This window comes from Hydrogenophaga sp. (assembly GCF_030373225.1).
Classification (GTDB): domain Bacteria; phylum Pseudomonadota; class Gammaproteobacteria; order Burkholderiales; family Burkholderiaceae_C; genus Hydrogenophaga.
This window is the reverse complement of record NZ_JAUCZG010000025.1, coordinates 23,832-48,038: the sequence shown is the minus strand read 5'-3', so window position 1 is coordinate 48,038 and position 24,207 is coordinate 23,832. Positions and strand designations below refer to the sequence as shown.

At 62.4% G+C, this 24,207-nt stretch carries 26 protein-coding genes; 8 read left to right on the top strand and 18 right to left on the bottom strand.

The annotated features are described in order from the left end of the window. Nucleotides 1-22: 22 nt before the first annotated feature. The 17 genes from QUV35_RS14025 to radA form a co-directional block, all read right to left on the bottom strand. Nucleotides 23-808: a methyltransferase domain-containing protein gene (locus QUV35_RS14025; protein WP_300875227.1), complete on the bottom strand. Its 786-nt coding sequence runs from the start codon at nt 806-808 to the stop codon at nt 23-25. Between the two features lie 39 nt (nt 809-847). Then, nucleotides 848-2,083, bottom strand: coding sequence for a class I SAM-dependent methyltransferase (locus QUV35_RS14020; protein WP_300875224.1), 1,236 nt, complete (start codon nt 2,081-2,083; stop codon nt 848-850). Between the two features lie 6 nt (nt 2,084-2,089). After that, on the bottom strand, nt 2,090-3,061 hold the full coding sequence (locus QUV35_RS14015; protein ID WP_300875221.1) for a GDP-mannose 4,6-dehydratase: 972 nt from the start codon (nt 3,059-3,061) through the stop codon (nt 2,090-2,092). A gap of 7 nt (nt 3,062-3,068) precedes the next feature. Next, complete coding sequence (locus QUV35_RS14010) at nt 3,069-4,136, bottom strand: glycosyltransferase family 2 protein (RefSeq protein WP_300875218.1); 1,068 nt, start codon at nt 4,134-4,136, stop codon at nt 3,069-3,071. Then, nucleotides 4,129-4,977: a hypothetical protein gene (locus tag QUV35_RS14005; protein WP_300875215.1), complete on the bottom strand. Its 849-nt coding sequence runs from the start codon at nt 4,975-4,977 to the stop codon at nt 4,129-4,131. Before QUV35_RS14005 ends, QUV35_RS14010 begins: the two co-directional genes overlap by 8 nt. 39 nt (nt 4,978-5,016) lie before the next feature. Further along, nucleotides 5,017-5,964, bottom strand: coding sequence for an FkbM family methyltransferase (locus QUV35_RS14000; RefSeq protein WP_300875212.1), 948 nt, complete (start codon nt 5,962-5,964; stop codon nt 5,017-5,019). 63 nt (nt 5,965-6,027) lie between these two features. Next, nucleotides 6,028-7,524 carry an oligosaccharide flippase family protein gene (locus QUV35_RS13995; protein ID WP_300875209.1) on the bottom strand — a complete coding sequence of 499 codons (1,497 nt, stop codon included), beginning with the start codon at nt 7,522-7,524 and terminating at the stop codon, nt 6,028-6,030. 6 nt (nt 7,525-7,530) lie between these two features. Beyond that, nucleotides 7,531-8,619, bottom strand: a complete 1,089-nt coding sequence (gene gmd, locus QUV35_RS13990; protein WP_300875206.1) for a GDP-mannose 4,6-dehydratase — start codon at nt 8,617-8,619, stop codon at nt 7,531-7,533. 1 nt (nt 8,620) lies between these two features. Beyond that, complete coding sequence (locus QUV35_RS13985; protein WP_300875203.1) at nt 8,621-9,565, bottom strand: hypothetical protein; 945 nt, start codon at nt 9,563-9,565, stop codon at nt 8,621-8,623. 36 nt (nt 9,566-9,601) lie between these two features. Next, nucleotides 9,602-10,147 carry a dTDP-4-dehydrorhamnose 3,5-epimerase gene (gene rfbC, locus QUV35_RS13980; RefSeq protein ID WP_300875200.1) on the bottom strand — a complete coding sequence of 182 codons (546 nt, stop codon included), beginning with the start codon at nt 10,145-10,147 and terminating at the stop codon, nt 9,602-9,604. Further along, nucleotides 10,144-11,031 (bottom strand): glucose-1-phosphate thymidylyltransferase RfbA, encoded by an 888-nt coding sequence (gene rfbA, locus QUV35_RS13975; RefSeq protein WP_300875197.1) that lies wholly within the window; start codon nt 11,029-11,031, stop codon nt 10,144-10,146. The genes rfbC and rfbA overlap by 4 nt, the downstream gene beginning before the upstream one ends. A gap of 10 nt (nt 11,032-11,041) precedes the next feature. Next, entirely contained in the window at nt 11,042-11,941 is a 900-nt protein-coding gene (gene rfbD, locus QUV35_RS13970) for a dTDP-4-dehydrorhamnose reductase (protein WP_300875195.1), read from the bottom strand. Further along, complete coding sequence (rfbB, locus tag QUV35_RS13965) at nt 11,938-13,017, bottom strand: dTDP-glucose 4,6-dehydratase (protein WP_300875194.1); 1,080 nt, start codon at nt 13,015-13,017, stop codon at nt 11,938-11,940. Before rfbB ends, rfbD begins: the two co-directional genes overlap by 4 nt. Before the next feature lie 102 nt (nt 13,018-13,119). Next, entirely contained in the window at nt 13,120-13,326 is a 207-nt protein-coding gene (locus tag QUV35_RS13960) for a zinc-finger domain-containing protein (protein ID WP_300875192.1), read from the bottom strand. 5 nt (nt 13,327-13,331) lie between these two features. Beyond that, on the bottom strand, nt 13,332-14,282 hold the full coding sequence (locus tag QUV35_RS13955; protein WP_300875189.1) for a branched-chain amino acid transaminase: 951 nt from the start codon (nt 14,280-14,282) through the stop codon (nt 13,332-13,334). A 67-nt stretch (nt 14,283-14,349) separates the two neighbouring features. Then, entirely contained in the window at nt 14,350-14,772 is a 423-nt protein-coding gene (locus QUV35_RS13950; protein WP_300875186.1) for a glycerate kinase, read from the bottom strand. A 62-nt stretch (nt 14,773-14,834) separates the two neighbouring features. Further along, entirely contained in the window at nt 14,835-16,211 is a 1,377-nt protein-coding gene (radA, locus tag QUV35_RS13945; protein WP_300875183.1) for a DNA repair protein RadA, read from the bottom strand. A gap of 23 nt (nt 16,212-16,234) precedes the next feature. Here radA and QUV35_RS13940 point away from each other — a divergent pair, with 23 nt between their 5' ends. After that, on the top strand, nt 16,235-17,350 hold the full coding sequence (locus QUV35_RS13940; RefSeq protein WP_300875180.1) for a hypothetical protein: 1,116 nt from the start codon (nt 16,235-16,237) through the stop codon (nt 17,348-17,350). Here the strand turns inward: QUV35_RS13940 and QUV35_RS13935 are convergent. Continuing rightward, nucleotides 17,334-18,386: a nitronate monooxygenase gene (locus tag QUV35_RS13935; RefSeq protein WP_300875177.1), complete on the bottom strand. Its 1,053-nt coding sequence runs from the start codon at nt 18,384-18,386 to the stop codon at nt 17,334-17,336. The two genes, QUV35_RS13940 and QUV35_RS13935, sit on opposite strands and share 17 nt — an antisense overlap. Before the next feature lie 78 nt (nt 18,387-18,464). Between QUV35_RS13935 and hpaR the strand changes: the two genes are divergently transcribed. From hpaR to hpaH, 7 genes are all read left to right on the top strand, one after another. Next, entirely contained in the window at nt 18,465-18,944 is a 480-nt protein-coding gene (gene hpaR / locus QUV35_RS13930; RefSeq protein ID WP_300875174.1) for a homoprotocatechuate degradation operon regulator HpaR, read from the top strand. Further along, on the top strand, nt 18,944-19,591 hold the full coding sequence (locus QUV35_RS13925; RefSeq protein WP_300875171.1) for a fumarylacetoacetate hydrolase family protein: 648 nt from the start codon (nt 18,944-18,946) through the stop codon (nt 19,589-19,591). The genes hpaR and QUV35_RS13925 overlap by 1 nt, the downstream gene beginning before the upstream one ends. Continuing rightward, the gene (locus tag QUV35_RS13920) at nt 19,588-20,382 is read left to right on the top strand and encodes a fumarylacetoacetate hydrolase family protein (RefSeq protein ID WP_300875168.1); all 795 of its coding nucleotides are present in this window, start codon (nt 19,588-19,590) and stop codon (nt 20,380-20,382) included. The genes QUV35_RS13925 and QUV35_RS13920 overlap by 4 nt, the downstream gene beginning before the upstream one ends. Further along, a complete protein-coding gene (hpaE, locus tag QUV35_RS13915) occupies nt 20,379-21,848 on the top strand; it encodes a 5-carboxymethyl-2-hydroxymuconate semialdehyde dehydrogenase (protein WP_300875166.1) in 1,470 nt (489 codons plus the stop codon). Before QUV35_RS13920 ends, hpaE begins: the two co-directional genes overlap by 4 nt. Before the next feature lie 80 nt (nt 21,849-21,928). Next, nucleotides 21,929-22,852, top strand: a complete 924-nt coding sequence (hpaD, locus tag QUV35_RS13910) for a 3,4-dihydroxyphenylacetate 2,3-dioxygenase (protein ID WP_300875164.1) — start codon at nt 21,929-21,931, stop codon at nt 22,850-22,852. A gap of 4 nt (nt 22,853-22,856) precedes the next feature. Next, nucleotides 22,857-23,303 (top strand): 5-carboxymethyl-2-hydroxymuconate isomerase, encoded by a 447-nt coding sequence (locus QUV35_RS13905; RefSeq protein WP_300875161.1) that lies wholly within the window; start codon nt 22,857-22,859, stop codon nt 23,301-23,303. A gap of 64 nt (nt 23,304-23,367) precedes the next feature. After that, a complete protein-coding gene (gene hpaH / locus QUV35_RS13900; protein WP_300875158.1) occupies nt 23,368-24,195 on the top strand; it encodes a 2-oxo-hept-4-ene-1,7-dioate hydratase in 828 nt (275 codons plus the stop codon). The last annotated feature ends 12 nt before the right edge of the window (nt 24,196-24,207 follow it).

Below are 24,207 nucleotides of genomic sequence, written 5' to 3'. Positions count from 1 at the left end.
CTGGATGAACCCGGGGTCGGGCTCAGCTCCGTTTCACGCCGAAAGCGATGTGGTCTGTGGGCGTTTCCTGCTGGGCGATCACGTCGAGACCGGCATGTTCGAATATCTTGCCGATCAATTCGCGATCAAACACATGGTGATGCAGCGTGCGATTGTGGACGTTGTCCAGACTTCGCCTTTGGAAAGACTCGCGAGTCCCGGCTGGAGGATCCATCGACAGATCGTGGAGACGGAGAATTTCGTCGAGATGCGTCAGATCGTCCTCACCAACATCTTTATGGAAGTCCTCCAGCAGATGTTGAAACGATGTCACGGGTCTGCGGTGATCGAAGTTGGCTGCTTTGTTGGGCAGAGCGAGCAGCAAGTGACCATTGCGTTTCACCACGCGAACCCACTCACTCATGGCTTTCAGCGGATTGGCGACATGTTCGAGGCAATTCGATGAGAGAAGAAAATCGTAGGACTCAGAACCAATCTGGGAAAGGTCGGTGGCATCGGCCACGAACTGCCGCCCCTTTTTCCAGCCATGAAAGCGAAAGGTGTTGCCCGCCTCCAAGTCACCTTCCCAGATCGTGCTGGCAGAGAAATTGACGCCGTCCAGCTGCCGAACGAGCTGGTAGACGGGTAACTGCGTGGCAAACAGCGTGCTGGGGCCGCCGATTTCGAGCCCGAGCTTGCCTTTGAGGCGCGCGCAGTACACCTCGGCTTCAGGCAGTTGCGCGCCACGGTACTTGATCGCGACGAGCAGGCTCTTGATGGGCTGCGGCAGGTGTCGCTTGACGGCCTGGCGCAATGTTCGGATGGACATGGAGGATCCCGCTTCTGCAATGCGTTGTTGGGCGTCCGGTCAGACCACTTCCAGGCGCGGCAAGGGAAATACCAGCTTGGCTGTTTTCCATTTCCGGTTCTCGATGAAGAACTTCCGGAAGTGCCATGGGAGTACCAAGAGGTAGTCAGGCTCGTTGGTCAGCAGGTCGTTCTCATTGACAATGGGAAGCCATGTGCCCGGGGTGAAGCAGCCGAATTTCTCTGCATTCACCTCGCCCACGCATTCCACGTCGGCCGTGGTGATTTCGCAATACTGCAGTAGAACGTTGCCTTTGGTCGATGCGCCGAGCACTGCCACGCGCTTGCCCTGCATTCGCGCCTCGGTCAGGAAGGCCAGCAGTTCTCTGCGGGATGCCTCCACTCGATCGGAAAAATCCCGGAAGGGTTGCAAGGTGTCCAGTCCCCGTGCGCGCTCGTCATTCAGAATGGCCTGCACCGCAGGCAGCACCGACGTGTCGCCGTGAGCCTTGGATACCGTGACTGAAAAGCTGCCACCGTTCACATCGTTGAACTCGACGTCAATGATCTTGAATCCCACTCGGTCGGTCATCCATTTGATCTGGCGCAGCGCGTAGAACTCCAGGTGCTCATGGCATACCGTGTCGTAAGAGTTGGTGGCCAGCATGGTGGGCATGTAGCTTTGCTCGAACACCCAAACGCCGTCGTCGGCCAAGACATCGAAGACCTGCTGCATGAATCCCATGGGATCTTCCAGGTCATAGAACATCGAGAACGAGGTGACCACCTTCGCCTTCTTCCCGGGGAAGCGCGCTTCAATCAACTTCGAAGAAAAGAAATCCGGAATCAGCTGAACGTGTGCCGGGTAGTACGAATGGAACTTGACCCCGGTGGGGTCCACGCCCACCAGCGACAGGCCATCGGCTGGATACGCCCGTAGCGTGGTGCTGTCGTTGCTGCCGATGTCGATCACCAGATCGCCATCGCGCAGTTCCACCAGGCCCATGATGCGCTTCACCTTGTTGTGCAAGTGGGCAACCATGCTGGCGTTGAGACCCGAGCGGTAGCCATAGTTCTCGCCGTACATCTCGCCCAAGTCGTACGAGTGCTCCATCTGAAGCAGCCCGCACACGTCGCCGTCGCCGGTGCATTTGACGAGGTGCAAAGGGCCCCGAGTGACATCGGCACCCTTCTCGCGAGGGAAGACGCCGGTGAGCATTTGTTCGCCCAGATTCAGAACACGTTCGAGTTGGTGATTGCCGCAGATCCGGCACCGATCAGTTTTCTGGTAAGTCATGTTCGTTCAGTTGTTCATCGAGAAACGCAAATCGCGCAGATCCGAATCCACCATCATGTGGACAAGCTCGGGAAAGCTCACTTCTGGTTTCCAGCCCAGGTTTCTCCAAGCTTTGGCGGGTGATCCCACCAGCGGAGCTGGCTCAGATGGTCTGTAGGACGCTGCGTCCTCCCGCACGTGGTCGCGATAGTCAAGACCCACGTGCGCGAATGCCTGGTCGCAAAATTCGCGCACCGAGTGGGCCACGCCGGTGGCCACCACATAGTCTTCAGGCTCGCCCTTCTGCATCATCAGCCACATGGCATGCACGTAGTCGCCGGCAAACCCCCAATCTCGCTGGGTGTCCAGATTCCCCAGATGCAGTTCCTGAGAGAGGCCCAGCTTGATCCTGGCGGCTTCGCGCGAGATCTTGCGCGTCACGAAATCGACGCTGCGACGCGGGCTCTCGTGGTTGAACAAAATGGCCGAGCAAGCGTACATGCCATATCTGTGCCGGTAGATGCGGATCATGGCGTCTGCATAGAGCTTGGCTGCGCCGTATGGGCTCCTGGGGCTCGGGGGAGTCGATTCGGTTTGAGGGCTTTCGAGTGCTTCTCCGAAGATCTCGCGACTGGATGCCTGACAGAACTTGATCTTGGGATTGACTGCCCTGATCGCCTCCAAAATCCGGGTCACCGCAACGCCGTTGACTTCTGCCATTCCCAGGGGATCTTCGAACATTGCAGCGCCGCTGGCATAGGCCGCAAAGTTGTAAATCTCGGTCGGCTTTGTGGTGGCGATGACTTCCTGCAGCGCAGAGAGATCGCTCATGTCCCATGCGACGAGCTCCACCCCCTCACGCAGGTTCATTGGGAGGGCATCGCTTGCGCGCGAAACATCGCGCACGCCACCCAGCACCCGGTAGCCCTTTGCGATCAGTTGCTCGGCAAGGTAGGAACCATCCTGGCCGCTCACACCGGTAATCAGCGCAGTTGACATAGTGCAGTTACAACGAACGTGCCAGATGACGACTCAGCCAAGTGGCGTGCTTGCTTCGCGAAAGATCGTAAAGATCTGAGCGAGCCCTCTTGTTGATGAAGGCGCAGTAAATGCTTGCCAGCGAATTCAGCAGGGATGCAGGCAACCAAGCGATGGCCGAGTAGATGAATCGCATGAAGCCAGAGACTTTGGGTGCTATGAACCGTTCGTATTCGCTGGGTCCGTAGCCACCCAATGCCCTGTAGAGGAGTACCCGGGTCTTCACGTGCCAAGGCTCACGTGCCGAAACCATGGACTTCGCCTCTTCAGAATAGTCCTTGAAAGACCAGATCAACCCCGGCCATTTGAACATCCAGATCTCGAAACCGCGCGCTGTCCACATCGCATTGCCGTAACGAATGGCAATAAGCGGCTCACGAATGACGAGTACCAAGGACAAAGGTTTTTGAAATATGACGCCCACATGAATAAACAGGCTGCCGTAGTAGGTGGATCGATCTCGCTCCAACCATAGGCTGCGTTTGATGACAACTCCTCCAATGAAAGATAGGTACCTTCCAACCTCAACGAATAGGCGTTCGGTTTCACTCCCGTCATAACGTTCGTTGCCGGAACGCGAGAGCAGCCCTGTTGCCAGAACATTGCACATGTCTACAGTTCTCAGTTCGGAATTGGCAACCACAAGGTCAGGAAATTCCAAGAGAGCATCCAGAACAGACGAAATGGCTCCCTCCTTCAGAAGGTCATCATCGGTCATCAACCAGCAGTATTCTCCGGACGCGTAGGCCACCGCCTTGTCGTAGTCCTTGTCAACGCCCGAGTTCTCCGCCTGTCTGAAATACTGAATTGATGGATACCTCGAAACGTAATTTGCCATGACCTGCTCCGTGTTGTCTGGTGAGGCGCCATCCACCACAATCAACTCGACCTCGGGCCCCAGTTGTGGAAGTATTGAATCCAGTGTTTCACCGATGAAACGACCGCGGTTGTAGGTGGTCATGCAGATGGAAAGCCTCAAAACTGGGCGTTCCGGAGTCGCTTCCAAAAGAGATTGTGAAAATGTATCCTCAGACATCAACGAACCTTTGGTCTGCAATGAGTTTGAACTGCTCCGAAAAAGCGCCACGAAACTTTCTGAGCTGGTAGAGATTTTCAGCAAATGAAGATCCGGCAACAGCATTCAGAAACGAAGCATCGAAGCTGTTTGGGTTGACAAAAAAGGCATTGACACCCTTGGAGTCAACCGTGACAAAGCGATAGCCCTGCTTATCAAAAAACTTTCGCCATGCAGAGATGGAAACACCATAGTAAAGACGTGTTGGATGTTCTTGGCCAAATGAGAAATTTTCTTTGTAGGGAATCGTTATGCTGCGTTCCGGACCAAACGCAGAGTTGTACTCGACCACAAAAATTTTGGGCCGAAACCCGGCATCGAATACCGCTTCAGCCACGTAATAGTCAATTCCGTCGATATCCAGTGAAAAGACGTCTGGATCGCTGTGCAATGCCAAGTCTTTGAGTGCTTTGATACTGTTGGAGTTGACGAACATATTCACACATTCGGCGCCAACACTATAATGGGGAATCAACCTCTTGGCGCGATCAACCAATTTTGAATTGCCTTCAACCATTAAACCGGCATACTGTTCTGCAACGACCAACCAAGAGGAGTTATTTTGCATTCCGTCAGCGGAGCCAATTTCAACAAAATATCGGTTGGAATCTGTTAGCTCTTTTCGTAGTACATCAAGGACTCCATCTTCTCCATTCTGACTGAAGGCAGAAAACTCCCAAGTCGCCGGGCGCGTCATGTCGATTCGACGGCCTTGCATCATGGCGGCTCCCTTACCAACAGCGATCGCCATTTGCTGCCGATCTCTAAGATCGAGCATGAAGTGGAACAATTTTTTGATCAAGTTGCACTCTCTTTTCGGGTTCTGATTTTTCGCTGCGGGCTACATACGCACGGGTGCATGTCCGTTTTCCAAATCATCTAATGCAACATGCATGAGCTCTGGTTCAAGTGATTCATCGACAAACACGTAATTGAAGGTACTTCGCCGGTTTGATTTCTGCTCAACCCAGTTCAAGATACTCTGTCGATTCACTGGAGTTGGTGGTTCGGTGGCGGTATAAACTGCATAGCCGCGATCGAAAAACAAGTCGAATATCTTCTGATAGTCAGGGTTGAAGCCGGATGGATGGAATTCTTCCAAGCAGACTTCAAGGAGCCATATCGGCTTGACTTTGCGATCAAGTGTCAGATGCGCCCCACTCAACACCTGATATTCCGCACCCTCTACATCGATCTTGATAAAAATTCGCTCTCCTTCAAATCGCGAACCGAGAATATTGTCAAGTGTTGAAACTGGTATTTGCTGGCTGTGCTTGGAAGAATACCCAGCCCACCCCTTGATTAGGGAGGCGGATGGTCCGCTGGCTCCATACAGAGTTAGTAGGCCAGGCTTGTCGCTGAGTGCGAGCGGGAAAATTTCCACCCCATCCTGATAGCCATTTACCGTTAAGTTTTGCATCAGACACTTGAGATTCTGCTGCTGCGGCTCAAAGGCAAGCACTGATCTTCCGTGCTGTGAGGCCAAGCAGGTGTAGTACCCGAGGTTCGCACCGACATCAACAAACACTTGAACCTGTTTCAGCATCCTTTTGATGATCCTTGTTTCCTCCACCTCGAACTCACCGGTTCGCATTTGCTGATATGCAGGATGAAAACCGGAGACCAGTTTGAAACCGAGTGGTGTTGTCACTTCGGTGGTCTTTTTCCAAATCTTGGTGCCCCACCAGTCCTTGAAATGATGAAGTTTGCGCTCCATGCTCTTGTAGAAAGAGAACAGCCAGTCATATTGCTTCAGACGCTGGCGAATAGATTTCGGGATGACGGTCATGTTTGGTTGGAACTCAAGTGATGGAGTGCGGGTTTTGAAAGTGTTCAGGCGGCTGCAAATTGTTCAGCGGATCCTGCCTTGAACTTTTGCAAAAGCGTAACCCCGCAGTTCTCCAGATGTAAAGGCAGATGCGAGTGGAAGAATCAACATCAGGATGAGCCCCCCGGCAAACTTGACGTAGAGACCGTCGAATCCAGCAAAAGTGAGTTGGAAAAGGCAGACGCCAACGGTGACTGACAGCAGCAAAGGAATGCCGACATCTCGGCCAAGCCAAATGATGGCTTGTCCTGGCAGCAAGCGTCTGTGCATGAACCACGTTCCGAACAGCATGTAGAAAATCAATACCACCAGCCAGGCTGCGCCACCACCCACAGTGCCGAACTTCAACGGAAGGAAGGCGAGCAAGGGGAGCATGACCACAATCAGCACCAGATAAATCGTCAAGGACAGGCGAGTCGTACCATATGCGAGTTGCAACGCGTATGGAAAATGCATGACACCATGCAGCGCCGATCCCGATGCGAGCAGTGCAATCACAGGTGCTGTGCTCGTCGCAACTTGGAGATTGCCTGTCCATATATAAACAATATCCTTTGCAAAAACCGCCAGCAGCATGGCTGCCGGAAAAAGGATCGAGGCCAGCAGGCGGGTGCCGAGGTGGTAATGCTTTTTCAGTTCTTCGATATCGCCCTTGGCGACGAGGGCCGAAAAGCGCGGATAGATGAGGTTGAAAACGGGTGTGATCAGTACGTAGAGCCCGCTCACCACGACCGAGGCCAACATGTATTGGCCAAAGTCTTCCAAGGCGAGCACTTTGCTGAGGATGATCTTGTCGAGTTGGCTGAACACAACTCCTGTCAGGCCGATGGCACTCATGCCCGCAGTGAAGCGCCAGATCCGCTTGAGCTCTGAAGTGTCAAACCGGTTTGCATCCGACGCTCCAATGACCAACCAGGTGACTTTTCTCAGCGTCACAGCATAGACCAACCCCACAAAGGCCTGCCAGGCAAAGAATGCTTCTATGGTCGGCGACACGAATGCCAGGATCAGCACCGCGCCTACGCTGCCCAGGGTCACCATGGACATGTTCACCGCGCTGGAGACAGTCATGCGCTGTGCGCCGAGCAGCGCGCCTTGGTACAAGCCGATTGGCCAGCGGGACGCAACCACCAGGCCCATCAACATCAACGCGTTCACCACGGTGTGACTTGGCAGGTCCTTGGACTTCAACCAATGTGTCGCAATGAAGGGCGCCAGCAAAATAATCACCAGCCCGATGACAATTGCCACGCACCAGTAGATGACGGCAAGCGTGTGCAGCAGCTTGCCGGCATCCCGCAGCTGACCTGATGCCGAGCACCGTGCGACCTCACGATTCATGGTCGGCGCCATCCCCATGTCAAGCAGCTGAAACATCACTTGCGCGGTCATGAAGAAACCGATCAAGCCATAGGCTTCCATGCCCAGATACTTGAGATAGAAGGGCACGACCGCAAAGCCCACCAGCGCCGACCAGCCTGAATTGGCCAGCCCCGCCAGCAGGTTGCGACGCAAATTCATCTGCGCTTACTCGTGGTAATCGTTTGCCGAGTAGCCGTGGCGTTTGACGAGCTCGTCTCTCTCCGCGGATTTCAGGTCCTCGCGGACCATCTCGCTGACAAGCTCCCGGAAGGTGATCCTGGGCGACCAACCGAGCTTCTCACGTGCCTTGGACGCGTCGCCCAAAAGCGTTTCTACTTCCGTAGGGCGGAAGTAGCGGGGGTCGACAGAGACCAGGCACTTGCCTTGTTCGTCGTATCCTTTTTCTTCCACGCCGTCGCCTTCCCAGCGCATCCTGATGCCCAGCTCTCCCGCGGCTTCGTTCACGAAGTCCCGCACACTGTATTGAACCCCTGTGGCAATGACAAAGTCTTCGGCCTGCGTCTGCTGCAACATGAGCCACTGCATCTCAACGTAGTCCTTGGCGTGTCCCCAGTCGCGTAGCGCATTCAGGTTGCCCAAGTAAAGGTGCTCTTGTAAACCGAGCTTGATGCGTGCCAGCGCGCGCGTGATTTTTCGGGTCACGAAGTTTTCGCCGCGCACCGGTGATTCGTGGTTGAAGAGGATGCCGTTGCAGGCGTACATGCCGTAGGCTTCGCGGTAGTTCACCGTGATCCAGTAGGCATATAGCTTGGCTACCGCGTAGGGCGAACGAGGGTAGAAGGGGGTGGTCTCCTTTTGTGGCGTTTCCTGCACCAGGCCATACAGCTCGGAGGTGGAGGCTTGGTAAAAGCGGGTCTTCTTTTCCATCCCCAGAATGCGGATCGCCTCCAGAACGCGCAGGGCACCCAGGGCATCGGAGTTGGCCGTGTACTCCGGTTCCTCAAAGGAAACTGCGACGTGGCTCTGCGCGGCCAGGTTGTAGATTTCGTCGGGCTGAACCTGCTGAATGATGCGAATGAGACTGCTGGAATCGGTCAGGTCTCCGTGGTGCAGAAAAAAACGGACCCCCGGCTCGTGTGGATCGCGATAAAGGTGGTCAATGCGGGCCGTGTTGAACATCGAGGCGCGGCGTTTGATGCCGTGCACGATGTAGCCCTTCTTCAAAAGGAACTCGGCCAGGTAAGCGCCGTCCTGGCCGGTCACACCCGTGATCAGTGCTGTCTTGTTGTTCATGTCAGAGTTGGTCATTGCTGTGGTCGGCTCGCAGCTGGATACCATTGGTTGGGGGGTGTTTCATCCCGAGAGCGGCCCGTAGCCGCAGCAACTTGGGCGCGATCGCCGGATCCTGCTCAGCGCTCCTCCATGCTTGCACGATCAGAATCCAGAGGAGGAGCATCATGGCCGCGGCCAGAGCGCTCAGCAAGGCAATCAAGCCCTTCGGCATTGCTTCTGGCCCGGAGGGCAGGGTTGGCACCTGTTTGACAACGTCATTTGAATAGCCTCGAAGCAAGCTGGCGATTTCCGTGGTTTCGTGCAGATAGCGTGTTTGAAGATCTGCAGCCGCAATCAGCATTGCTGCCCCATCGTCCGGCTTCAGGGTGTTTCCAGGGGACACGTCATGCTCTGGCGACAATCGCTCGATCAGTCGACGTGACGCGCTCAGGGATGACTCGGCATGGGCGAGCATTTTCTTCAGCGCGGCCTGCTCTTCCACGCCAGGTACCGTGCTCTTCAGCCAACTCTCCAGGATTGCGTTGGCCACAGCCTGTGCCTGCTCGGGTGTCTGCGATGTAACGTGCAGGTGCACCAGGCCGTCTGGGTGAGCCGCTACCCTGAGTTGGCTCAAAAGTTTGTTTCGTGCTGTGGCGAGCGTGTGCCCTTGCGCCAGCTTCAGACTGACGATCACGGGGTCAAGTACGCTTGGAGCGGTGATCAGTTCGGCCACCTGGGGCGGAGTCTGAATCTTGATCACGTCGTAGACATGGCTCAGTCCGTGAACTTGAGAAGGCAGTGCCAATATGGCGTGGCTCACGAAACGCTTCGGAGCGAGATAAGCCAAGCCCGCTGCGATCAAGCCTGCGAGCACGGATCCTATGATGAGCAGCTTGAAGTTTTCCGCAACCAGAATCAGCAGGTCGAGCAGACCGACCTCGTTGTCTTTTTCCAGATTGCGACTCATGGCATTTCCCTGTTGCCATTCACACGGCATATCGGCCTATTCAAACAACTGGGCCGCGTCCAACGCCAATCCGAGGCGGTCCTTGTTGGATAGCGCAGGTGCACCCTTGAGCGGCCATTCGATACCAATGCCCGGATCGTTCCAGACAATGCATCGCTCATGCTGCGGCGCGTAGTAGTCCGTGGTCTTGTACAGAAAGTCGGCTGATTCACTGACGACGAGGAATCCATGGGCCAGACCAGGCGGCACCCAGAGTTGCCTGTGGTTGTCTTCGGAGAGTTCCACGCCGACCCATTGACCAAAAGTGGGCGACCCCTTGCGAATGTCGACCGCCACATCGAACACCGCCCCGCGCGCCACCCGCACCAGCTTGCCCTGCGGCTGTTGCACCTGGTAGTGCAAGCCGCGCAGCACACCCTTGGCACTGCGGCTGTGGTTGTCCTGCACGAAGTTCACATCGAGACCGGTGGCGTCGTTGAAGGCCTTCTGGTTGAAGCTCTCGAAGAAGAAGCCGCGCTCGTCACCGAACACCTTGGGTTCGATGATGAGCACATCGGGGATGGCGGTGGGAGTGACTTTCATCGGTGCACCGGTTCCTTGAGCAGACGCGCCAGGTACTGGCCGTATCCGTTCTTGAGCATGGGCTGGGCCAAGGCGTCGAGCTGGGCGTTGTCGATCCAGCCGTGGCGCCAGGCGATCTCTTCGGGGCAGGCAATCTTCAGGCCCTGGCGGTGTTCCAGCGTGGCGATGAACTGGCTGGCTTCGAGCAGGCTGTCGTGGGTGCCGGTGTCCAGCCAGGCATAGCCGCGCTGCATGATTTGCACGTTGAGCTGGCCGAGGTCCAGGTAGGCCTGGTTCACCGCGGTGATTTCAAGTTCGCCGCGTGCGCTGGGCTTGACGGCTTTGGCGATGTCCACCACTTGCTGGTCGTAGAAGTACAGGCCGGTCACCGCGTAGTTGCTTTGCGGCTTCAATGGTTTTTCTTCGATGCTGCTGGCCTTGCCTGTCTGGTCGAAGGCCACCACGCCATAGCGTTCGGGATCGTTCACGTGGTAAGCGAACACCGTGGCCCCGCTGGTCTGGTTGTCGGCGTCGGCCAGGAGCGTGGTGAAGTCGTGGCCGTAGTAGATGTTGTCGCCGAGCACCAGGGCGCTGGGGCTGTTTCCCACAAAGTCGGCGCCGATGATGAAGGCCTGGGCCAGCCCGTCGGGGCTGGGTTGCACCGCGTATTGCAGGCTCATGCCCCAGGCGCTGCCGTCGCCCAGCAGCTGCTGGAAACGCGGTGTGTCCTGCGGTGTGCTGATGATGAGCACGTCCCGGATGCCGGCGAGCATGAGCGTGGTCAGCGGGTAATAAATCATCGGCTTGTCGTACACCGGCAGCAGCTGTTTGCTGATGGCCAGGGTGGCCGGGTGCAGGCGGGTGCCGGAGCCACCGGCGAGGATGATGCCTTTGCGTTGCGTCATGCGATGGGTCTCACAAAATTTCGGCAAGCATACGACGCACGCCGTGTTGCCAGTCGGGCAGGTTCAAACCAAAGGTGCTGCGCAAGTATGAAGTGTCCAGCCGCGAATTCAGCGGCCGGCGGGCCGGCGTGGGGTAGGCGCTGGTGGGCACGGTGGCCACTTCCTGCGCCTTGATCAAAAGCTCGGGCTTGAGCGCGCGGGCCGTCTCCAGCACGAAGCGGGCGTAGCCGTTCCAGCTGGTTTCACCCGCAGCTGCCAGGTGGTAGGTGCCGCAGCAGGCCTCGTCGCTCAGGGTCTGGCGAATGGCATGCGCCGTCACGTCGGCGATCAACTCTGCCCCGGTGGGTGCGCCGACCTGGTCGTCGATCACGGCAAGCCGCTCGCGCTCTTGCGCCAGCCGCAGCATGGTCCTGGCGAAGTTGCCGCCGCGTGCGGCGTAGACCCAGCTGGTGCGAAAGATCAGGTGGCGCGCACCGGCCGCGGCGATCAGGCGCTCACCCTCCAGTTTGGTTTGCCCATACACGCTGAGCGGGCCGGTGGTGGCGTCTTCGGTCCAGGGTGTGTGGCCGCCGCCGTCAAACACGTAGTCGGTGGAATAGTGCACCAGCAAGGCCCCGACACCGTTGGCCGCTTCGGCCAGCGCGCCGGGCGCCCGGGCGTTCAGCGTCCGCGCCAGGTCGGGCTCGCTCTCGGCCTTGTCCACGGCGGTGTGGGCCGCTGCATTCACGATGACGCCGGGCCGCAGGCGCCGCACCGTATCGCGCAGGCCGTCAAGGTCGTTCAGGTCTCCGCAGCCGCCGTCGGTGAGCGTGCTGTGCCGGTCCAGGGCAACCAGCTCGCCCAACGGGGCCAGGCTGCGCTGCAGTTCCCAGCCGACCTGTCCGTTTTTGCCCAGCAGCAGAACCTTCATGCGGACACGGGCGCCTCGTACTGCGTCTGCACCCACTGGCGGTACGAGCCGCTTTGCACGTTGGCCACCCAGTCGGGATGGTCGAGGTACCACTGCACCGTCTTGCGGATGCCGCTCTCGAAGGTTTCTGCCGGCTTCCAGCCGAGCTCGCGTTCGATCTTGCGCGCGTCGATGGCGTAGCGGCGGTCGTGGCCGGGGCGGTCTTTCACGTAGCTGATCTGGCTGGCGTAGGGCTGGCCGTCGCTGCGCGGTCGCAGCTCGTCGAGCAGGGCGCAGACGGTGTGCACGATCTCCAGGTTGGGTTTCTCGTTCCAACCACCGACGTTGTAGGTCTCGCCCAGGCGCCCGCCTTCGAGCACGCGGCGAATGGCGCTGCAATGGTCTTTCACGTAGAGCCAGTCGCGCACCTGCATGCCGTCGCCGTACACCGGCAAGGGCTTGCCCGCGAGTGCGTTGACGATCATCAGCGGGATCAGTTTCTCGGGGAAATGCAAGGGCCCGTAGTTGTTGCTGCAGTTGGTGGTGAGCACCGGCAGGCCGTGCGTGTGGTGCCAGGCGCGCACGAGGTGGTCGCTGGCGGCCTTGCTGGCCGAGTACGGGCTGTTGGGCTCGAATCCGTGGGTTTCGGTGAAGGCCGGTGCGTCGGGGGCGAGGCTGCCATACACCTCGTCGGTGCTCACGTGCAGGAAACGGAACGCAGACTTCTCGTCGGCCGGCAAGGCAGTCCAGTGCGCGCGCACCGCCTCGAGCAGGCGAAAGGTGCCCACGATGTTGGTCTGGATGAAGTCTTCTGCGCCATGGATCGAGCGATCGACGTGGCTCTCCGCCGCAAAGTTGATCACCGCGCGTGGCCGGTGCTCGGCCAGCAGGCGCGCCACCAGTGCACTGTCACCGATGTCGCCCTGCACGAACACATGGCGCGGATTGCCCTGCAGGCTGGCCAGGTTTTCCAGGTTGCCGGCGTAGGTGAGCTTGTCGAGGTTGATGACGGACTCGGCGGCCTCGGCAGGCCCGGCCAGCCAGTCGAGCACGAAGTTGCCGCCGATGAAGCCGGCGCCGCCAGTGACGAGGATCATGGAATCTTCCTGAAAATGACAATGTTGTGGCCACCCGCAGGCTGCCAACCGCCCCACATTATCTTTGCCAAACCGCGGCTTTCGGCGGTTTCAGTGGGCAGATCAGTGTCCGTGTGAAACCGTCTCGCCCGCCTTGAGGCGGTAGACCGTTCCGCAATAAGGACATTTGGCTTCGCCGGTGTGCGCCACATCCAGATACACCTTGGGGTGGCTGTTCCAGAGTTTCATGTCGGCCAGCTTGTTCGGGCAGAACACGCCGCCCTGGGCATTGAGGTCGCTGGCCTTGAGTTCGATGGCTGGGGTGCTCATGTCGGTCAAACCTTGGTGAGCCAGTGGGCGTACTTCGGATTGCGGCCGTTCACGATGTCGAAGAAGGCGCTCTGGATCTTCTCGGTGATGGGGCCGCGGGTACCCACGTAGTCGCCTTTGCCCATCTCGATGCGGTCGAGTTCGCGGATCGGTGTCACCTCGGCGGCGGTGCCGGTGAAGAAGGCCTCGTCGGCGATGTAGACCTCGTCGCGGGTGATGCGCTTCTGCACGATTTCCAGCCCCAGGTCTTTGGCGATGTGGAACACGGTGTTGCGCGTGATGCCGTTGAGCGCGCCGGCGGACAGGTCGGGCGTGTAGATCACGCCGTTCTTGACCACGAAGATGTTTTCGCCGGCGCCTTCGCTCACGAAGCCCGAGGCGTCGAGCAGCAGCGCTTCGTCGTAGCCCTCGTCGGTGACTTCCATGTTGGCCAGGATGCTGTTGGTGTAGTTGCTCACCGCCTTGGCCTGCGTCATGGTGATGTTGACGTGGTGACGCGTGTAGCTGCTGGTCTTCACGCGGATGCCGCGCTTGAGGCCTTCCTCGCCCAGGTAGGCACCCCAGGCCCAGGCCGCGACCATCAGGTGGATGGTGTTGCCCTTCGGAGAAACGCCCAGTTTCTTGTCGCCGATCCAGGTCAGCGGGCGGATGTAGCAGCTCTCGAGTTTGTTCTCGCGCACCACGGCTTTTTGCGCTTCCATGGCCTCTTCCATGGTGAAGGGCAGCTTCATGCGCAGGATCTTGGCGCTGTTGAACAGGCGCTCGGTGTGTTCTTCCAGGCGGAAGATCGCCGTGCCGCCGACGGCGTTGTAAGCCCTCACACCTTCGAACGCGCCGCAGCCGTAATGCAGCGTGTGGGTCAGCACGTGGATCCTGGCGTCGCGCCATTCCACCATCTGGCCGTCCATCCAGATCTTGCCGTCGCGGTCGGACATCGAGGGAACGATGGGGCTCATGGGGGTCCTTGTGAGTTGTTCGTGGGGGGGCGCCCAACCCACAGGGCGGGTCGCCAAACCGGCGATTTTACGGCGCCGGGACGAGCGGGTCTGGCGCCTGCGGGTCGGGGCGTGCCAGCTGCCAGCGCACCAGCCTGCCGCCGGCGAATTCGGCTTCCACGCAGGACAGCCCGGCGTCGGTCCAGCGGTAGACCTCGGGCTCGGCGCCCTCGACGGACAGCCGCTCACCCAGCGCGCGGGTCATGGCGATCACGTGCATCAGCGTCACGCCGGATTTGAGCTTGGCATTGAGCATCACCGCGCTGTCGACGTGGCCGATCGGGCGGTTGGCGGCGCGCTTGAGCACCGTCATCAAGCGGGTGAGGTGCAGCAGCAGCCACATGAGCAGGCCGCCGCCGACCGCGGCCACACCGGGCCAGCCGGAGGCGCGGTGCGCCACCACCAGGAGGACCGCGCAGCCCAGGGGAACAAGGAATTTCTTCAGTTGCATGGCGCCATTGTCCGTTGCCGCGCCGCCGGCGCTGCTGCGGTTTGTACGCAGGCCGCGCGGCCTCAGGCCAGGCTGCGGGCCAGCTCCATGGCCTCTTCGATGCGGTCCACGCCGTGCACCGTGAGGCCTTCGAACGACTTGTCGTTCTTCTTCGGCAGATTCGCCCTGGGCACCACCGCCACCGAAAAGCCCAGCTTGGCGGCCTCCTTCAGGCGCTCCTGGCCGCGCGGCGCCGGGCGCACCTCGCCGGCCAGGCCCACCTCGCCAAAGGCAATGAAGCCCTTGGGCAAGGCCCGGCCGCGCAGGCTGCTGGTGATGGCCAGCATCACCGCCAGATCGGCCGCCGGCTCGCTGATGCGCACGCCGCCCACCGCGTTGACGAACACGTCCTGGTCCATGCAGGCCACGCCGGCGTGGCGGTGCAGCACCGCCAGCAACATGGCCAGGCGGTCGCGGTCCAGGCCCACACTCAGGCGCCGGGGCGAAGGGCCGCCGGTGTCCACCAGCGCCTGGATCTCCACCAGCATGGGCCGCGTGCCCTCCAGGGTCACCATCACGCAGCTGCCCGGCACCGGCTCCGTGTGTTGCGACAGGAAGATGGCACTCGGGTTGCTCACGCCCTTGAGGCCCTTCTCGGTCATGGCGAACACGCCGATCTCGTTGACCGCGCCAAAGCGGTTCTTGATCGCACGGATCAGCCGAAAGCTGCTGTGTGTGTCACCTTCGAAATACAACACCGTGTCGACCATGTGCTCGAGCACGCGCGGGCCGGCCAGCGCGCCTTCCTTGGTCACGTGGCCGACCAGCACGATCGCAGTGCCGCTGGCCTTTGCCGCGCGGGTGAGGTGGGCCGCGCACTCCCGCACCTGCGCCACCGAGCCCGGCGCCGAGGTGAGCTGCTCCGAATACACGGTCTGGATCGAGTCGATCACCGCGATGCCGGGCCGCACATGGTCCAGCGTGGCCAGGATCTTCTCCAACTGGATCTCGGCCAGCACGCTGACTTGCGAGCCGTCCAGCCCCAGGCGGCGCGAGCGCAGCGCCACTTGGGCACCACTTTCCTCACCGGTCACATAGAGCGTTTTGACCCCGGCGCGCTGCAACGAATCCAACGCCTGCAGCAGCAGAGTGGACTTGCCGATGCCCGGGTCGCCGCCGATCAGCACCACGCCGCCTTCCACAATGCCGCCACCCAGCACGCGGTCCAGCTCGTCGTGGCCGGTGGGCGTGCGCTGCACGTCGGTGGCGTCGATGTCGGCCAGGGTGGTGACCTCGGCGGTCCTGGCCAGAGAGGCAAAGCGGTTCTTCGGCGGGGCGCTCGGTTCGGCGACCGATTCCACCAGGGTGTTCCAGGCGTTGCAGTGCGGGCATTTGCCCAGCCATTTGGGGCTGGAGCCGCCGCACTCGTTGCAGGTGAATTGGGTTTTGTCTTTGGCCATGGTGCTGGGCAATATAGTCCCTCATGCCCTCCTCACGTCCCGCCGTTGCCGGCCCCGCTGCCTCCCTGCTCGTGCTGCCGCCCGACGCCCAGGCCCTGTCCGCCGCGGCGCGCGCCTACAACCTGCAACTCACCCGCATCGACAAGCTCAAGAGCCAGCTCGCCGAGCTCGACACGCTGGGCCAGCTGCACCGCCAGGAACTGCATGGCGCCGTGCACCCGCTGCGCCGCCGGCTCGAGCAGGGCCAACGCGAACTGGCACTGGCGCTCGACGGCTTTCTGCTCGGCAAGGAACTCAGCCGGGGTCAGGCCGAGGTGGCCCGCGCGGTGCTGTGCCGGTTGACCCGCGCCCTGGTGGATGCGGGCGGCCCGGTGGGCGAGGCCATGCGCGAACTGCACGATCGCCACAGCCCGCGCACCCTGGCCGAGCTCCGGCAGGCCGAGGCCGATGCGCTGCGCACGCGGCTGGAGTCGGTCCTTGGCGAGCGCCTTGACGACGAAGGCCAGGACCTCACTGCCGAGCAACTGCTGCGCGCCGGCATGGCGCGCCTGCGTCGCTCGCAGGAAGAAGCGCAGGACAAGAAGCGCGAAGCCGCCCAGGCCCGGCGGGAGCGCAAGAAGCCGGGTGCCGCGCTGCGCCAGACCGGGCAACTGGACGCCGACACGCTGTTGCGCCGCCTGTTTCGCCAGCTCGCCAGCGCCCTGCACCCCGACCGCGAAACCGACCCGCAAGCGCGCCTGCACAAGACCGCCCTCATGAGCGAAGCCAACGCGGCCTACGAAAAGCGCGATCTCGTCACACTGCTGCAGATCCAGAGCCGCGCCGAGCTGAGTGACCCGGCCGCGGTCCACAAGCTGTCGGACGAACGCCTGGCCTCACTCACCTTGTTGCTGAAGGCCCAGGTGGCCGAACTGGAGCGCGAACGCGCCGGGCGCCAGACCGCGCTGGCCGATGAATTCGACCTGCCCCAGGGCCAGTCGCCCAACGCCAACACGCTGCTGCAGAACCGCATCGACCAGGTGCGTGCGCTGGAGGCCGAGCTCGCCGGCATCGAAGACGACCTGGGGCAGCTCGGCAACGGGGTTCGGGCGAAGCGCTGGCTCAATGCGCAGCGCGACGCCGTCAGGCGCGAGCGCTGAAGCCTTCGGCCAGCGAGCGCACGATCTCTGCTGCCGGCGCCTCGCGACAACCACTGACGTTCTGCCCCGACCACAGCGGCGAAAAGTCGCCACTGCCCTTGGCCTCCCAATGCGCACGCAGCGGCGCCATGGCCGCGCCGGCCAGCGGGAAGGCGGGTGCCACCGGGTTCATCGGGCCGAGTTCGCGCATCACGCGGTTGACGATGCCGCGTGCCGGGCGGCCGGTGAACAGGTGGGTCAGCGCCGTGTGGTGTGCCGCTTCGCTCTGCAAAGCGGCGCGGTGCAGGGCGCTGGTGGTGGCCTCAAGGCTGCACAGGAAGGCCGTGCCCACCTGAACGCCCGATGCGCCCAGCGCCATGGCCGCGGCCACACCCGCCGCGTCGGCAATGCCACCGGCGGCGATCACCGGCACGTTCACCGCCGCCACGATCTGCGGCAGCAGCGCAAAGCTGCCCACCTGCGTGGTGAGGTCGTCGGTGAGGAACATGCCGCGGTGGCCACCGGCTTCCGCCCCCTGGGCAATGATGGCGTCGGCGCCGAAGGCTTCGAGCCAGCGCGCCTCTTCGACCGTGGTGGCCGAAGACAGCACCACGCTGCCCCAGCCCTTCACGCGGTCCAGCAGGTCGAGGTCGGGCAGGCCGAAATGAAAGCTCACGACCCGGGGTTTGAAGCGTTCGAGCAGGTCGGCCGACCCGCTGTTGAACGGCACGCGGCCGGGGCCCTCGGGCACGGCGTCGATGTCCAGCCCGGCTTCGCGGTAGTAGGTGGCGAGCCAGGCACGCCAGGCGGCTTCGCGCGCGTCGTCGGGCACCGGCGGGTTGTGGCAGAAAAAGTTGACGTTGAACGGGCGCTGGGTGCCGGCGGTGAGCGCACCGAGTTCGCGCTCCAGCGCATCTTCCGCGAGCATCGCGCAGGGCAGTGAACCCAGCGCGCCCGCGTTGCTCACCGCCGCTGCGAGAGCGGCCCCCTGCACGCCGGCCATGGGTGCCTGTATGAGCGGGTGGTCGGTGCCGAGCAACGAAGTGAGTGCGTTCATGCGCGCATTCTCCGCGCGCGCCACGGCCGGGTAAACCCTCAAACGTGTAACAGGGCAATCATTTAACATGTTAACTAAATGACCGACGCCACCCCCTTCATCCACCGCAACCTGCCGCGTCTGCTGCTCGAAGCGCGCGAGGCCGTGATGCTGCACACGCGGCCCAGCCTGCGCGAACACGGTCTGAGCGACCAGCAGTGGCGCGTGCTGCGCGTGCTCGGTGAACATGCCCGCCTGCCTGGTGGTGTGGAGACTGGCCGCGTGGCGCGCGAAGCCTTTTTGCTCGGCCCCAGCCTCACCGGCGTGCTCACCCGCATGGAGCGTGACGGGCTGATCGCGCGCGGCCGCTGCCCGCAGGACGCGCGCCGAACCGTGGTGCGCGCCACGCCCGCCGGGCTCAAGCTGGTCAAGCGACTCTCCAGCACCATCGAGTCGCATTACGCGTGGATGGAGGAGCGCCTGGGCAAGGAGCGGCTGGCACAGCTCTACGCCCTGCTCGATGAAGTGATTGCGCTGGAGCAGCCGGCCGAAGCCGAGGCCGTGGAAGAGGACGCCTGATGAACACCCACTGGATGCCCGAGGGCACGGTTTACGGCACGCTGCTGAACTTCCAGCGCGAGTTCGCGCTGTGGGCGCCGCGCATGAGCCAGCCGCCCTACCTGGCGCCGCCGAAGGCGCCGGTGCTGTACGTCAAGACGGCCAACACCTTCACGCCCGCGGGCCACACCATCGTGCTGCCCGCGGGTCAACCGGTCGCCGTGTCCGCCTCGCTCGGCCTGGTCATGGGTGCTGCGGGGGTGGCCGGTGCGGTGCTGTTCTGCGAGGTGGCGATCGTGCACGACAGCTATTACCGCCCGCCAGTGAAGTTCCAGTGCCTGGATGGTTTCCTGGGCGTCGGCCCCGAGTGTGTGCCGCTGCAGCGCCTGGGTGGACTGGCCGGTCTGTCGGCCCTGCAACTGGAGCTTCGCATCCATGGTGTGCACCGCCAGACCACCGTGCTGGCCGAGCTGGTGCGTGATGCCGCCACCTTGCTCGCCGATGTGGGCGAGTTCATGACGTTGCGCCCCGGTGACGTGCTGATGCTGGGCAGCGACTGCCTGGCGGACGGCTCGCGCCCGCTGGTCCATGCGGGCGACACGGTGGAGATCGGCGCCACCGGCTTCAAGCCGGTGGTGCACCGCTTTGCGAGCGAGGAGACGGCATGAAACACGCCCGCATCGCCTGGGCCGGCGCCGTTCACGACGCGGTGGAGCTTGAGGGCCAGCTGGCGCTGCTCACCCCCGCGCTGCGAGGCCGGCGCGTGGGCTTCGACGAGGTGGTGTGGTTGCCGCCGCTGCCGCCCAACCCGCCCTCACGCCCCCGCACCATTCTCGCGCTCGGCCTGAACTACGCCGACCACGCAAAAGAACTCGCCTTCAAGGCGCCCGACGAGCCGCTGGCCTTTCTCAAGGGTGAAGCCGGCCTCACCGGGCACCGCGGCGTCACGCTGCGCCCGGTGGGCGTGCAGAACATGCACTACGAATGCGAACTCGCCGTGGTGATCGGGCGCACCGCGCGGCGCGTGCAGAAAGCCGATGCCCTGGACTTCGTCGCCGGCTACACCGTGGCCAACGACTACGCGATCCGCGACGTCCTGGAAAACTGGTACCGCCCGAACCTGCGCGTGAAAAACCGCGACACCTGCACACCCATCGGCCCCTGGCTGGTCGACGCCGCCGACGTGCACGAGCGCCACGGAGGGCCGATGAATCTCGCGCTGCAGACCACCGTCAATGGACGGGTCACGCAGCAGGGCAACACGCGCGACATGATCTTCGACGTGCCCACGCTGATCGCGTATTTCAGCGCCTTCATGACGCTGCAACCCGGCGACCTGATCCTCACCGGCACGCCCGACGGCGTGGTCGACTGCCAGCCCGGCGATGTGGTGGTCACGTCGATCGAAGGCGTCGGCGACCTGGTCAACACCATCACCTCACCGACCGAATCCGCATGACGATCCAGCACCTCATCAACGGCCATGCCGTGGCCAGCGCCAGCACCTTCGAGACGATCAACCCTGCCACGCAGGAGGTGCTGGCCGAGGTCTGCGCCGGTGGCGCAGGCGAGGTCAACGCGGCGGTGCAGGCGGCCAAGGACGCCTTCCCCGGCTGGGCCGGCCGGCCAGCCACCGAGCGCGCCAGACTCATGCGCCGGCTCGGCGAACTCATCGCGGCCAACGTGCCACAGATCGCACAGACCGAGACCAACGACAGCGGCCAGGTGATCTCGCAGACCGGCAAACAGCTGATCCCGCGCGCGGCCGACAACTTCCATTACTTCGCCGAGATGTGCACCCGCGTCGATGGCCACACCTACCCCACGCCCACGCACCTGAACTACACGCTGTTTCACCCGGTGGGCGTGTGTGCGCTCATCAGCCCCTGGAACGTGCCCTTCATGACCGCCACCTGGAAGGTCGCGCCGTGTCTGGCCTTCGGCAACACCGCGGTGCTCAAGATGAGCGAGCTCTCGCCGCTCACGGCCGCGCGCCTGGGCGAACTGGCGCTGGAGGCCGGCATTCCGCCCGGCGTGCTCAACGTGGTGCACGGCATGGGCAAGGAATCCGGTGAGCCGCTGTGTGCCCATCCCGATGTGCGTGCCATTTCCTTCACCGGCTCCACCGCCACCGGCAACCGCATCGTGCAGAGCGCGGGGCTGAAGAAGTTCAGCATGGAGCTCGGTGGCAAGAGCCCGTTCGTGATCTTTGAAGACGCCGACCTCGACCGAGCGCTCGACGCCGCGGTCTTCATGATCTTCAGCAACAACGGCGAACGCTGCACGGCAGGCAGCCGCATCCTGGTGCAGCAAGGCATCTACGCCGATTTCGCACAGAAGTTCGCCGAACGCGCCCGCCGCATCACCGTGGGCGACCCGCTCGATGAAAACACCATCGTCGGACCGATGATCAGCCAGGCACACCTGGCAAAGGTGCGCAGCTACATCGAGCTCGGGCCGAAAGAGGGCGCCACGCTGTTGTGCGGCGGTCTGGACCGGCCGTCGTATGCGGCGGCCTTGCCATCGCGTGTGGCCAAGGGCAACTTTGTCTGGCCCACCGTGTTCGCCGATGTGGACAACCGCATGCGCATTGCGCAAGAGGAAATCTTCGGCCCGGTCGCCTGCCTCATTCCGTTTCGCGACGAAGCACACGCGATCGAGCTGGCCAACGACATCCAGTACGGTCTGTCCAGCTACGTGTGGACCGAAAACCTGGGCCGGGCGCACCGGGTGGCGGCTGCGGTGGAGGCCGGCATGTGTTTCGTGAATTCCCAGAACGTGCGGGACCTGCGCCAGCCGTTTGGCGGCACCAAGGCCAGCGGCACCGGGCGCGAGGGTGGAACCTGGAGCTACGAGGTGTTTCTGGAGCCCAAGAACGTGGCCGTTTCTCTCGGGTCACACCACATTCCGCATTGGGGTGTCTGAGTGACCGCCTGCGGCTCTCTCCACCGGGTTGGCGGAATCGAACGGACCCGGCGCCATGGCAGACCACCAGGAGACAAGACATGGGAAAGCTAGCACTCGTGGCGAAGGTCACCCACGTTCCTTCGATGTACCTGAGCGAACTCGACGGGCCGCGCAAGGGAACCAGACAGGACGCCATCGACGGCCACAAGGAGATCAGCCGCCGCTGCCGCGAACTCGGTGTGGACACCATCGTCGTCTTCGACACCCACTGGCTCGTCAACGCCAACTACCACCTCAACTGCGCGCCCCACTTTGAAGGCCGCTACACCAGCAACGAACTGCCGCACTTCATCAGCAACATGCCGTTCGAGATACCGGGCAACACCGGTCTCGGCCAGATCCTGGCCAGGGTCTGCAACGAGCACGGCGTGGAAACCCTGGCCCACCACGCCACCACCCTCGGCCCCGAGTACGGCACGCTGGTGCCCATGCGCTACATGAACGCCGACCGGCACTTCAAGGCCATCTCGGTGTCCGCCCTGTGCCAGGCCCACTACCTCAACGACAGCGCCCGCCTGGGCTGGGCCATGCGCCGCGCCGTGGAAGACCACTACGACGGCACCGTGGCCTTTTTGGCCAGCGGCAGCCTGAGCCACCGTTTTGCGCAGAACGGTCTCGCCCCCGACTTCGCCTTCAGGATCTGGAGCCCGTTTCTGGAAACGCTCGACCGCAGCGTGGTGCAGATGTGGGAGCAAGGCGACTGGAAGGCCTTTTGCGAGATGCTGCCCGAGTACGCCGCCAAGGGGCACGGCGAAGGTTTCATGCACGACACCGCCATGATGCTGGGCGCGCTGGGCTGGAGCGACTACAACGGCCAGGCCGAGGTCATCACGCCCTACTTCGGCGCCTCCGGCACCGGCCAGATCAACGCCGTCTTCCCTGTCACGCCACAGACGGGCAAGGCCATTCCCGCCGCCCAGGCCTCCGCCGCCCGGGGCTACCAGGCCGTCTCCAGGCTCTGAACCCATGCCGCACCTCGTCATCCTCTACACCCCCAACCTCGACCGACCTGAAGCGCAGGGAGGCCTGGACATGAAGCGGCTGTGCCGGGTGCTGTGCGACGCCATGCTCGCGGTGCGCGATGAATCGGACCAGCAGGTCTTTCCCACCGGCGGCACCCGCGTGCTCGCCTACCCGGCCGCGCACAGCGCCGTGGCCGACGGTGGCGCGGCCGGTGAGGCCGCCGGCCTGGGCAGCGACTACGCCTTCGTCTACATGAACCTGCGCATGGCCAAGGGCCGCAGCGCGCTCACGCACCAGCGCGTGGGCGATGCACTGCAGGCCTGCGTCAAAACCCACTTCGCCGCCCAGCTCGCCGCGCGCCCGATCGGCATCACCGTGCAGGTGGACGAGGGGCACGAGGTGTTCGACGCCAAGAACAGCTCCATCCATCCGTTGTTCAACCGGACATGAAGTCCTTCGCCCCCTCCCACCCACTCCGTTCGGGCTGAGCCTGTCGAAGCCCTCGCACACCCCCATGTTTGACGACACCCTCATCCAGCAACTCGCCGCCGAGCTCGAGCGCTCAGAGAAGACCCGCGTGCCGCTGGAGCATTTCTCCAGGCGCTTCCCCGACATGACCATCGAGGACGGTTATCGCATCGGGCGCGCCTGGGTCGCGCTGCAGGTGGCGGGCGGCAACCAGGTCATCGGTCACAAGATCGGCCTGACCAGCCGTGCCATGCAGATGGCCAGCCAGATCGACGAACCCGACTTCGGCACCCTGCTGCAGAGCATGCTGTTCACCGCGACGGCCGGCCAGGTGCTGGAGATTCCTGCCGGCCGCTTCATCGCGCCGCGCGTGGAAGTGGAGCTGGCCTTCGTGCTCAAGGCCCCGCTCAAGGGCACGAACGTGACGGTGGCCGAGGTGCTGGCCGCCACCGACTTCGTGACCCCCGCCATCGAGATCATCGATGCGCGCATCGAGCAGTTCGACCGCCACACCCGCGCCATGCGCAAGGTGTTCGACACCATCAGCGACAACGCCGCCAACGCCGGCATCGTGCTCGGTGCGGGTGACGCTCGCTACCGGGCCGACCCGATCACCACCGACCTGCCCTGGTGTGGCGCCGTGCTCCGGCAGAACGGCGTGGTGGAGGAAACCGGTCTGGCGGCCGGCGTGCAGGGCCATCCCGCCATCGGCATCGCCTGGCTGGCGCACAAGCTCGCCCCCTGGGGCGAATCGCTGCGCGCGGGCCAGATCGTGCTGGCCGGCTCGTTCACGCGGCCGGTGGCGGCCAGGGCCGGTGACCTGTTCGAGGCCGACTACGGTCCGCTCGGTTGCCTTCGATTCAAGTTCGTCTGAGGACCCATCCCC

What these genes read in the sequence shown, in the direction of transcription:
- rfbA (WP_300875197.1), bottom strand. Translation starts at nt 11,031, where the DNA reads ATGACGCAACGCAAAGGCATCATCCTCGCCGGTGGCTCCGGCACCCGC.
- radA (WP_300875183.1), bottom strand. Translation starts at nt 16,211, where the DNA reads ATGGCCAAAGACAAAACCCAATTCACCTGCAACGAGTGCGGCGGCTCC.
- rfbD (WP_300875195.1), bottom strand. Translation starts at nt 11,941, where the DNA reads ATGAAGGTTCTGCTGCTGGGCAAAAACGGACAGGTCGGCTGGGAACTG.
- QUV35_RS14015 (WP_300875221.1), bottom strand. Translation starts at nt 3,061, where the DNA reads ATGTCAACTGCGCTGATTACCGGTGTGAGCGGCCAGGATGGTTCCTAC.
- QUV35_RS13995 (WP_300875209.1), bottom strand. Translation starts at nt 7,524, where the DNA reads ATGAATTTGCGTCGCAACCTGCTGGCGGGGCTGGCCAATTCAGGCTGG.
- QUV35_RS14025 (WP_300875227.1), bottom strand. Translation starts at nt 808, where the DNA reads ATGTCCATCCGAACATTGCGCCAGGCCGTCAAGCGACACCTGCCGCAG.
- hpaE (WP_300875166.1), top strand. Translation starts at nt 20,379, where the DNA reads ATGACGATCCAGCACCTCATCAACGGCCATGCCGTGGCCAGCGCCAGC.
- QUV35_RS13935 (WP_300875177.1), bottom strand. Translation starts at nt 18,386, where the DNA reads ATGAACGCACTCACTTCGTTGCTCGGCACCGACCACCCGCTCATACAG.
- QUV35_RS14000 (WP_300875212.1), bottom strand. Translation starts at nt 5,964, where the DNA reads ATGACCGTCATCCCGAAATCTATTCGCCAGCGTCTGAAGCAATATGAC.
- QUV35_RS14020 (WP_300875224.1), bottom strand. Translation starts at nt 2,083, where the DNA reads ATGACTTACCAGAAAACTGATCGGTGCCGGATCTGCGGCAATCACCAA.
- QUV35_RS13955 (WP_300875189.1), bottom strand. Translation starts at nt 14,282, where the DNA reads ATGAGCCCCATCGTTCCCTCGATGTCCGACCGCGACGGCAAGATCTGG.
- hpaH (WP_300875158.1), top strand. Translation starts at nt 23,368, where the DNA reads ATGTTTGACGACACCCTCATCCAGCAACTCGCCGCCGAGCTCGAGCGC.
- gmd (WP_300875206.1), bottom strand. Translation starts at nt 8,619, where the DNA reads ATGAACAACAAGACAGCACTGATCACGGGTGTGACCGGCCAGGACGGC.
- QUV35_RS13960 (WP_300875192.1), bottom strand. Translation starts at nt 13,326, where the DNA reads ATGAGCACCCCAGCCATCGAACTCAAGGCCAGCGACCTCAATGCCCAG.
- hpaR (WP_300875174.1), top strand. Translation starts at nt 18,465, where the DNA reads ATGACCGACGCCACCCCCTTCATCCACCGCAACCTGCCGCGTCTGCTG.
- QUV35_RS13950 (WP_300875186.1), bottom strand. Translation starts at nt 14,772, where the DNA reads ATGCAACTGAAGAAATTCCTTGTTCCCCTGGGCTGCGCGGTCCTCCTG.
- hpaD (WP_300875164.1), top strand. Translation starts at nt 21,929, where the DNA reads ATGGGAAAGCTAGCACTCGTGGCGAAGGTCACCCACGTTCCTTCGATG.
- QUV35_RS13925 (WP_300875171.1), top strand. Translation starts at nt 18,944, where the DNA reads ATGAACACCCACTGGATGCCCGAGGGCACGGTTTACGGCACGCTGCTG.
- QUV35_RS13905 (WP_300875161.1), top strand. Translation starts at nt 22,857, where the DNA reads ATGCCGCACCTCGTCATCCTCTACACCCCCAACCTCGACCGACCTGAA.
- QUV35_RS13920 (WP_300875168.1), top strand. Translation starts at nt 19,588, where the DNA reads ATGAAACACGCCCGCATCGCCTGGGCCGGCGCCGTTCACGACGCGGTG.
- QUV35_RS13985 (WP_300875203.1), bottom strand. Translation starts at nt 9,565, where the DNA reads ATGAGTCGCAATCTGGAAAAAGACAACGAGGTCGGTCTGCTCGACCTG.
- QUV35_RS14010 (WP_300875218.1), bottom strand. Translation starts at nt 4,136, where the DNA reads ATGTCTGAGGATACATTTTCACAATCTCTTTTGGAAGCGACTCCGGAA.
- rfbC (WP_300875200.1), bottom strand. Translation starts at nt 10,147, where the DNA reads ATGAAAGTCACTCCCACCGCCATCCCCGATGTGCTCATCATCGAACCC.
- rfbB (WP_300875194.1), bottom strand. Translation starts at nt 13,017, where the DNA reads ATGATCCTCGTCACTGGCGGCGCCGGCTTCATCGGCGGCAACTTCGTG.
- QUV35_RS13940 (WP_300875180.1), top strand. Translation starts at nt 16,235, where the DNA reads ATGCCCTCCTCACGTCCCGCCGTTGCCGGCCCCGCTGCCTCCCTGCTC.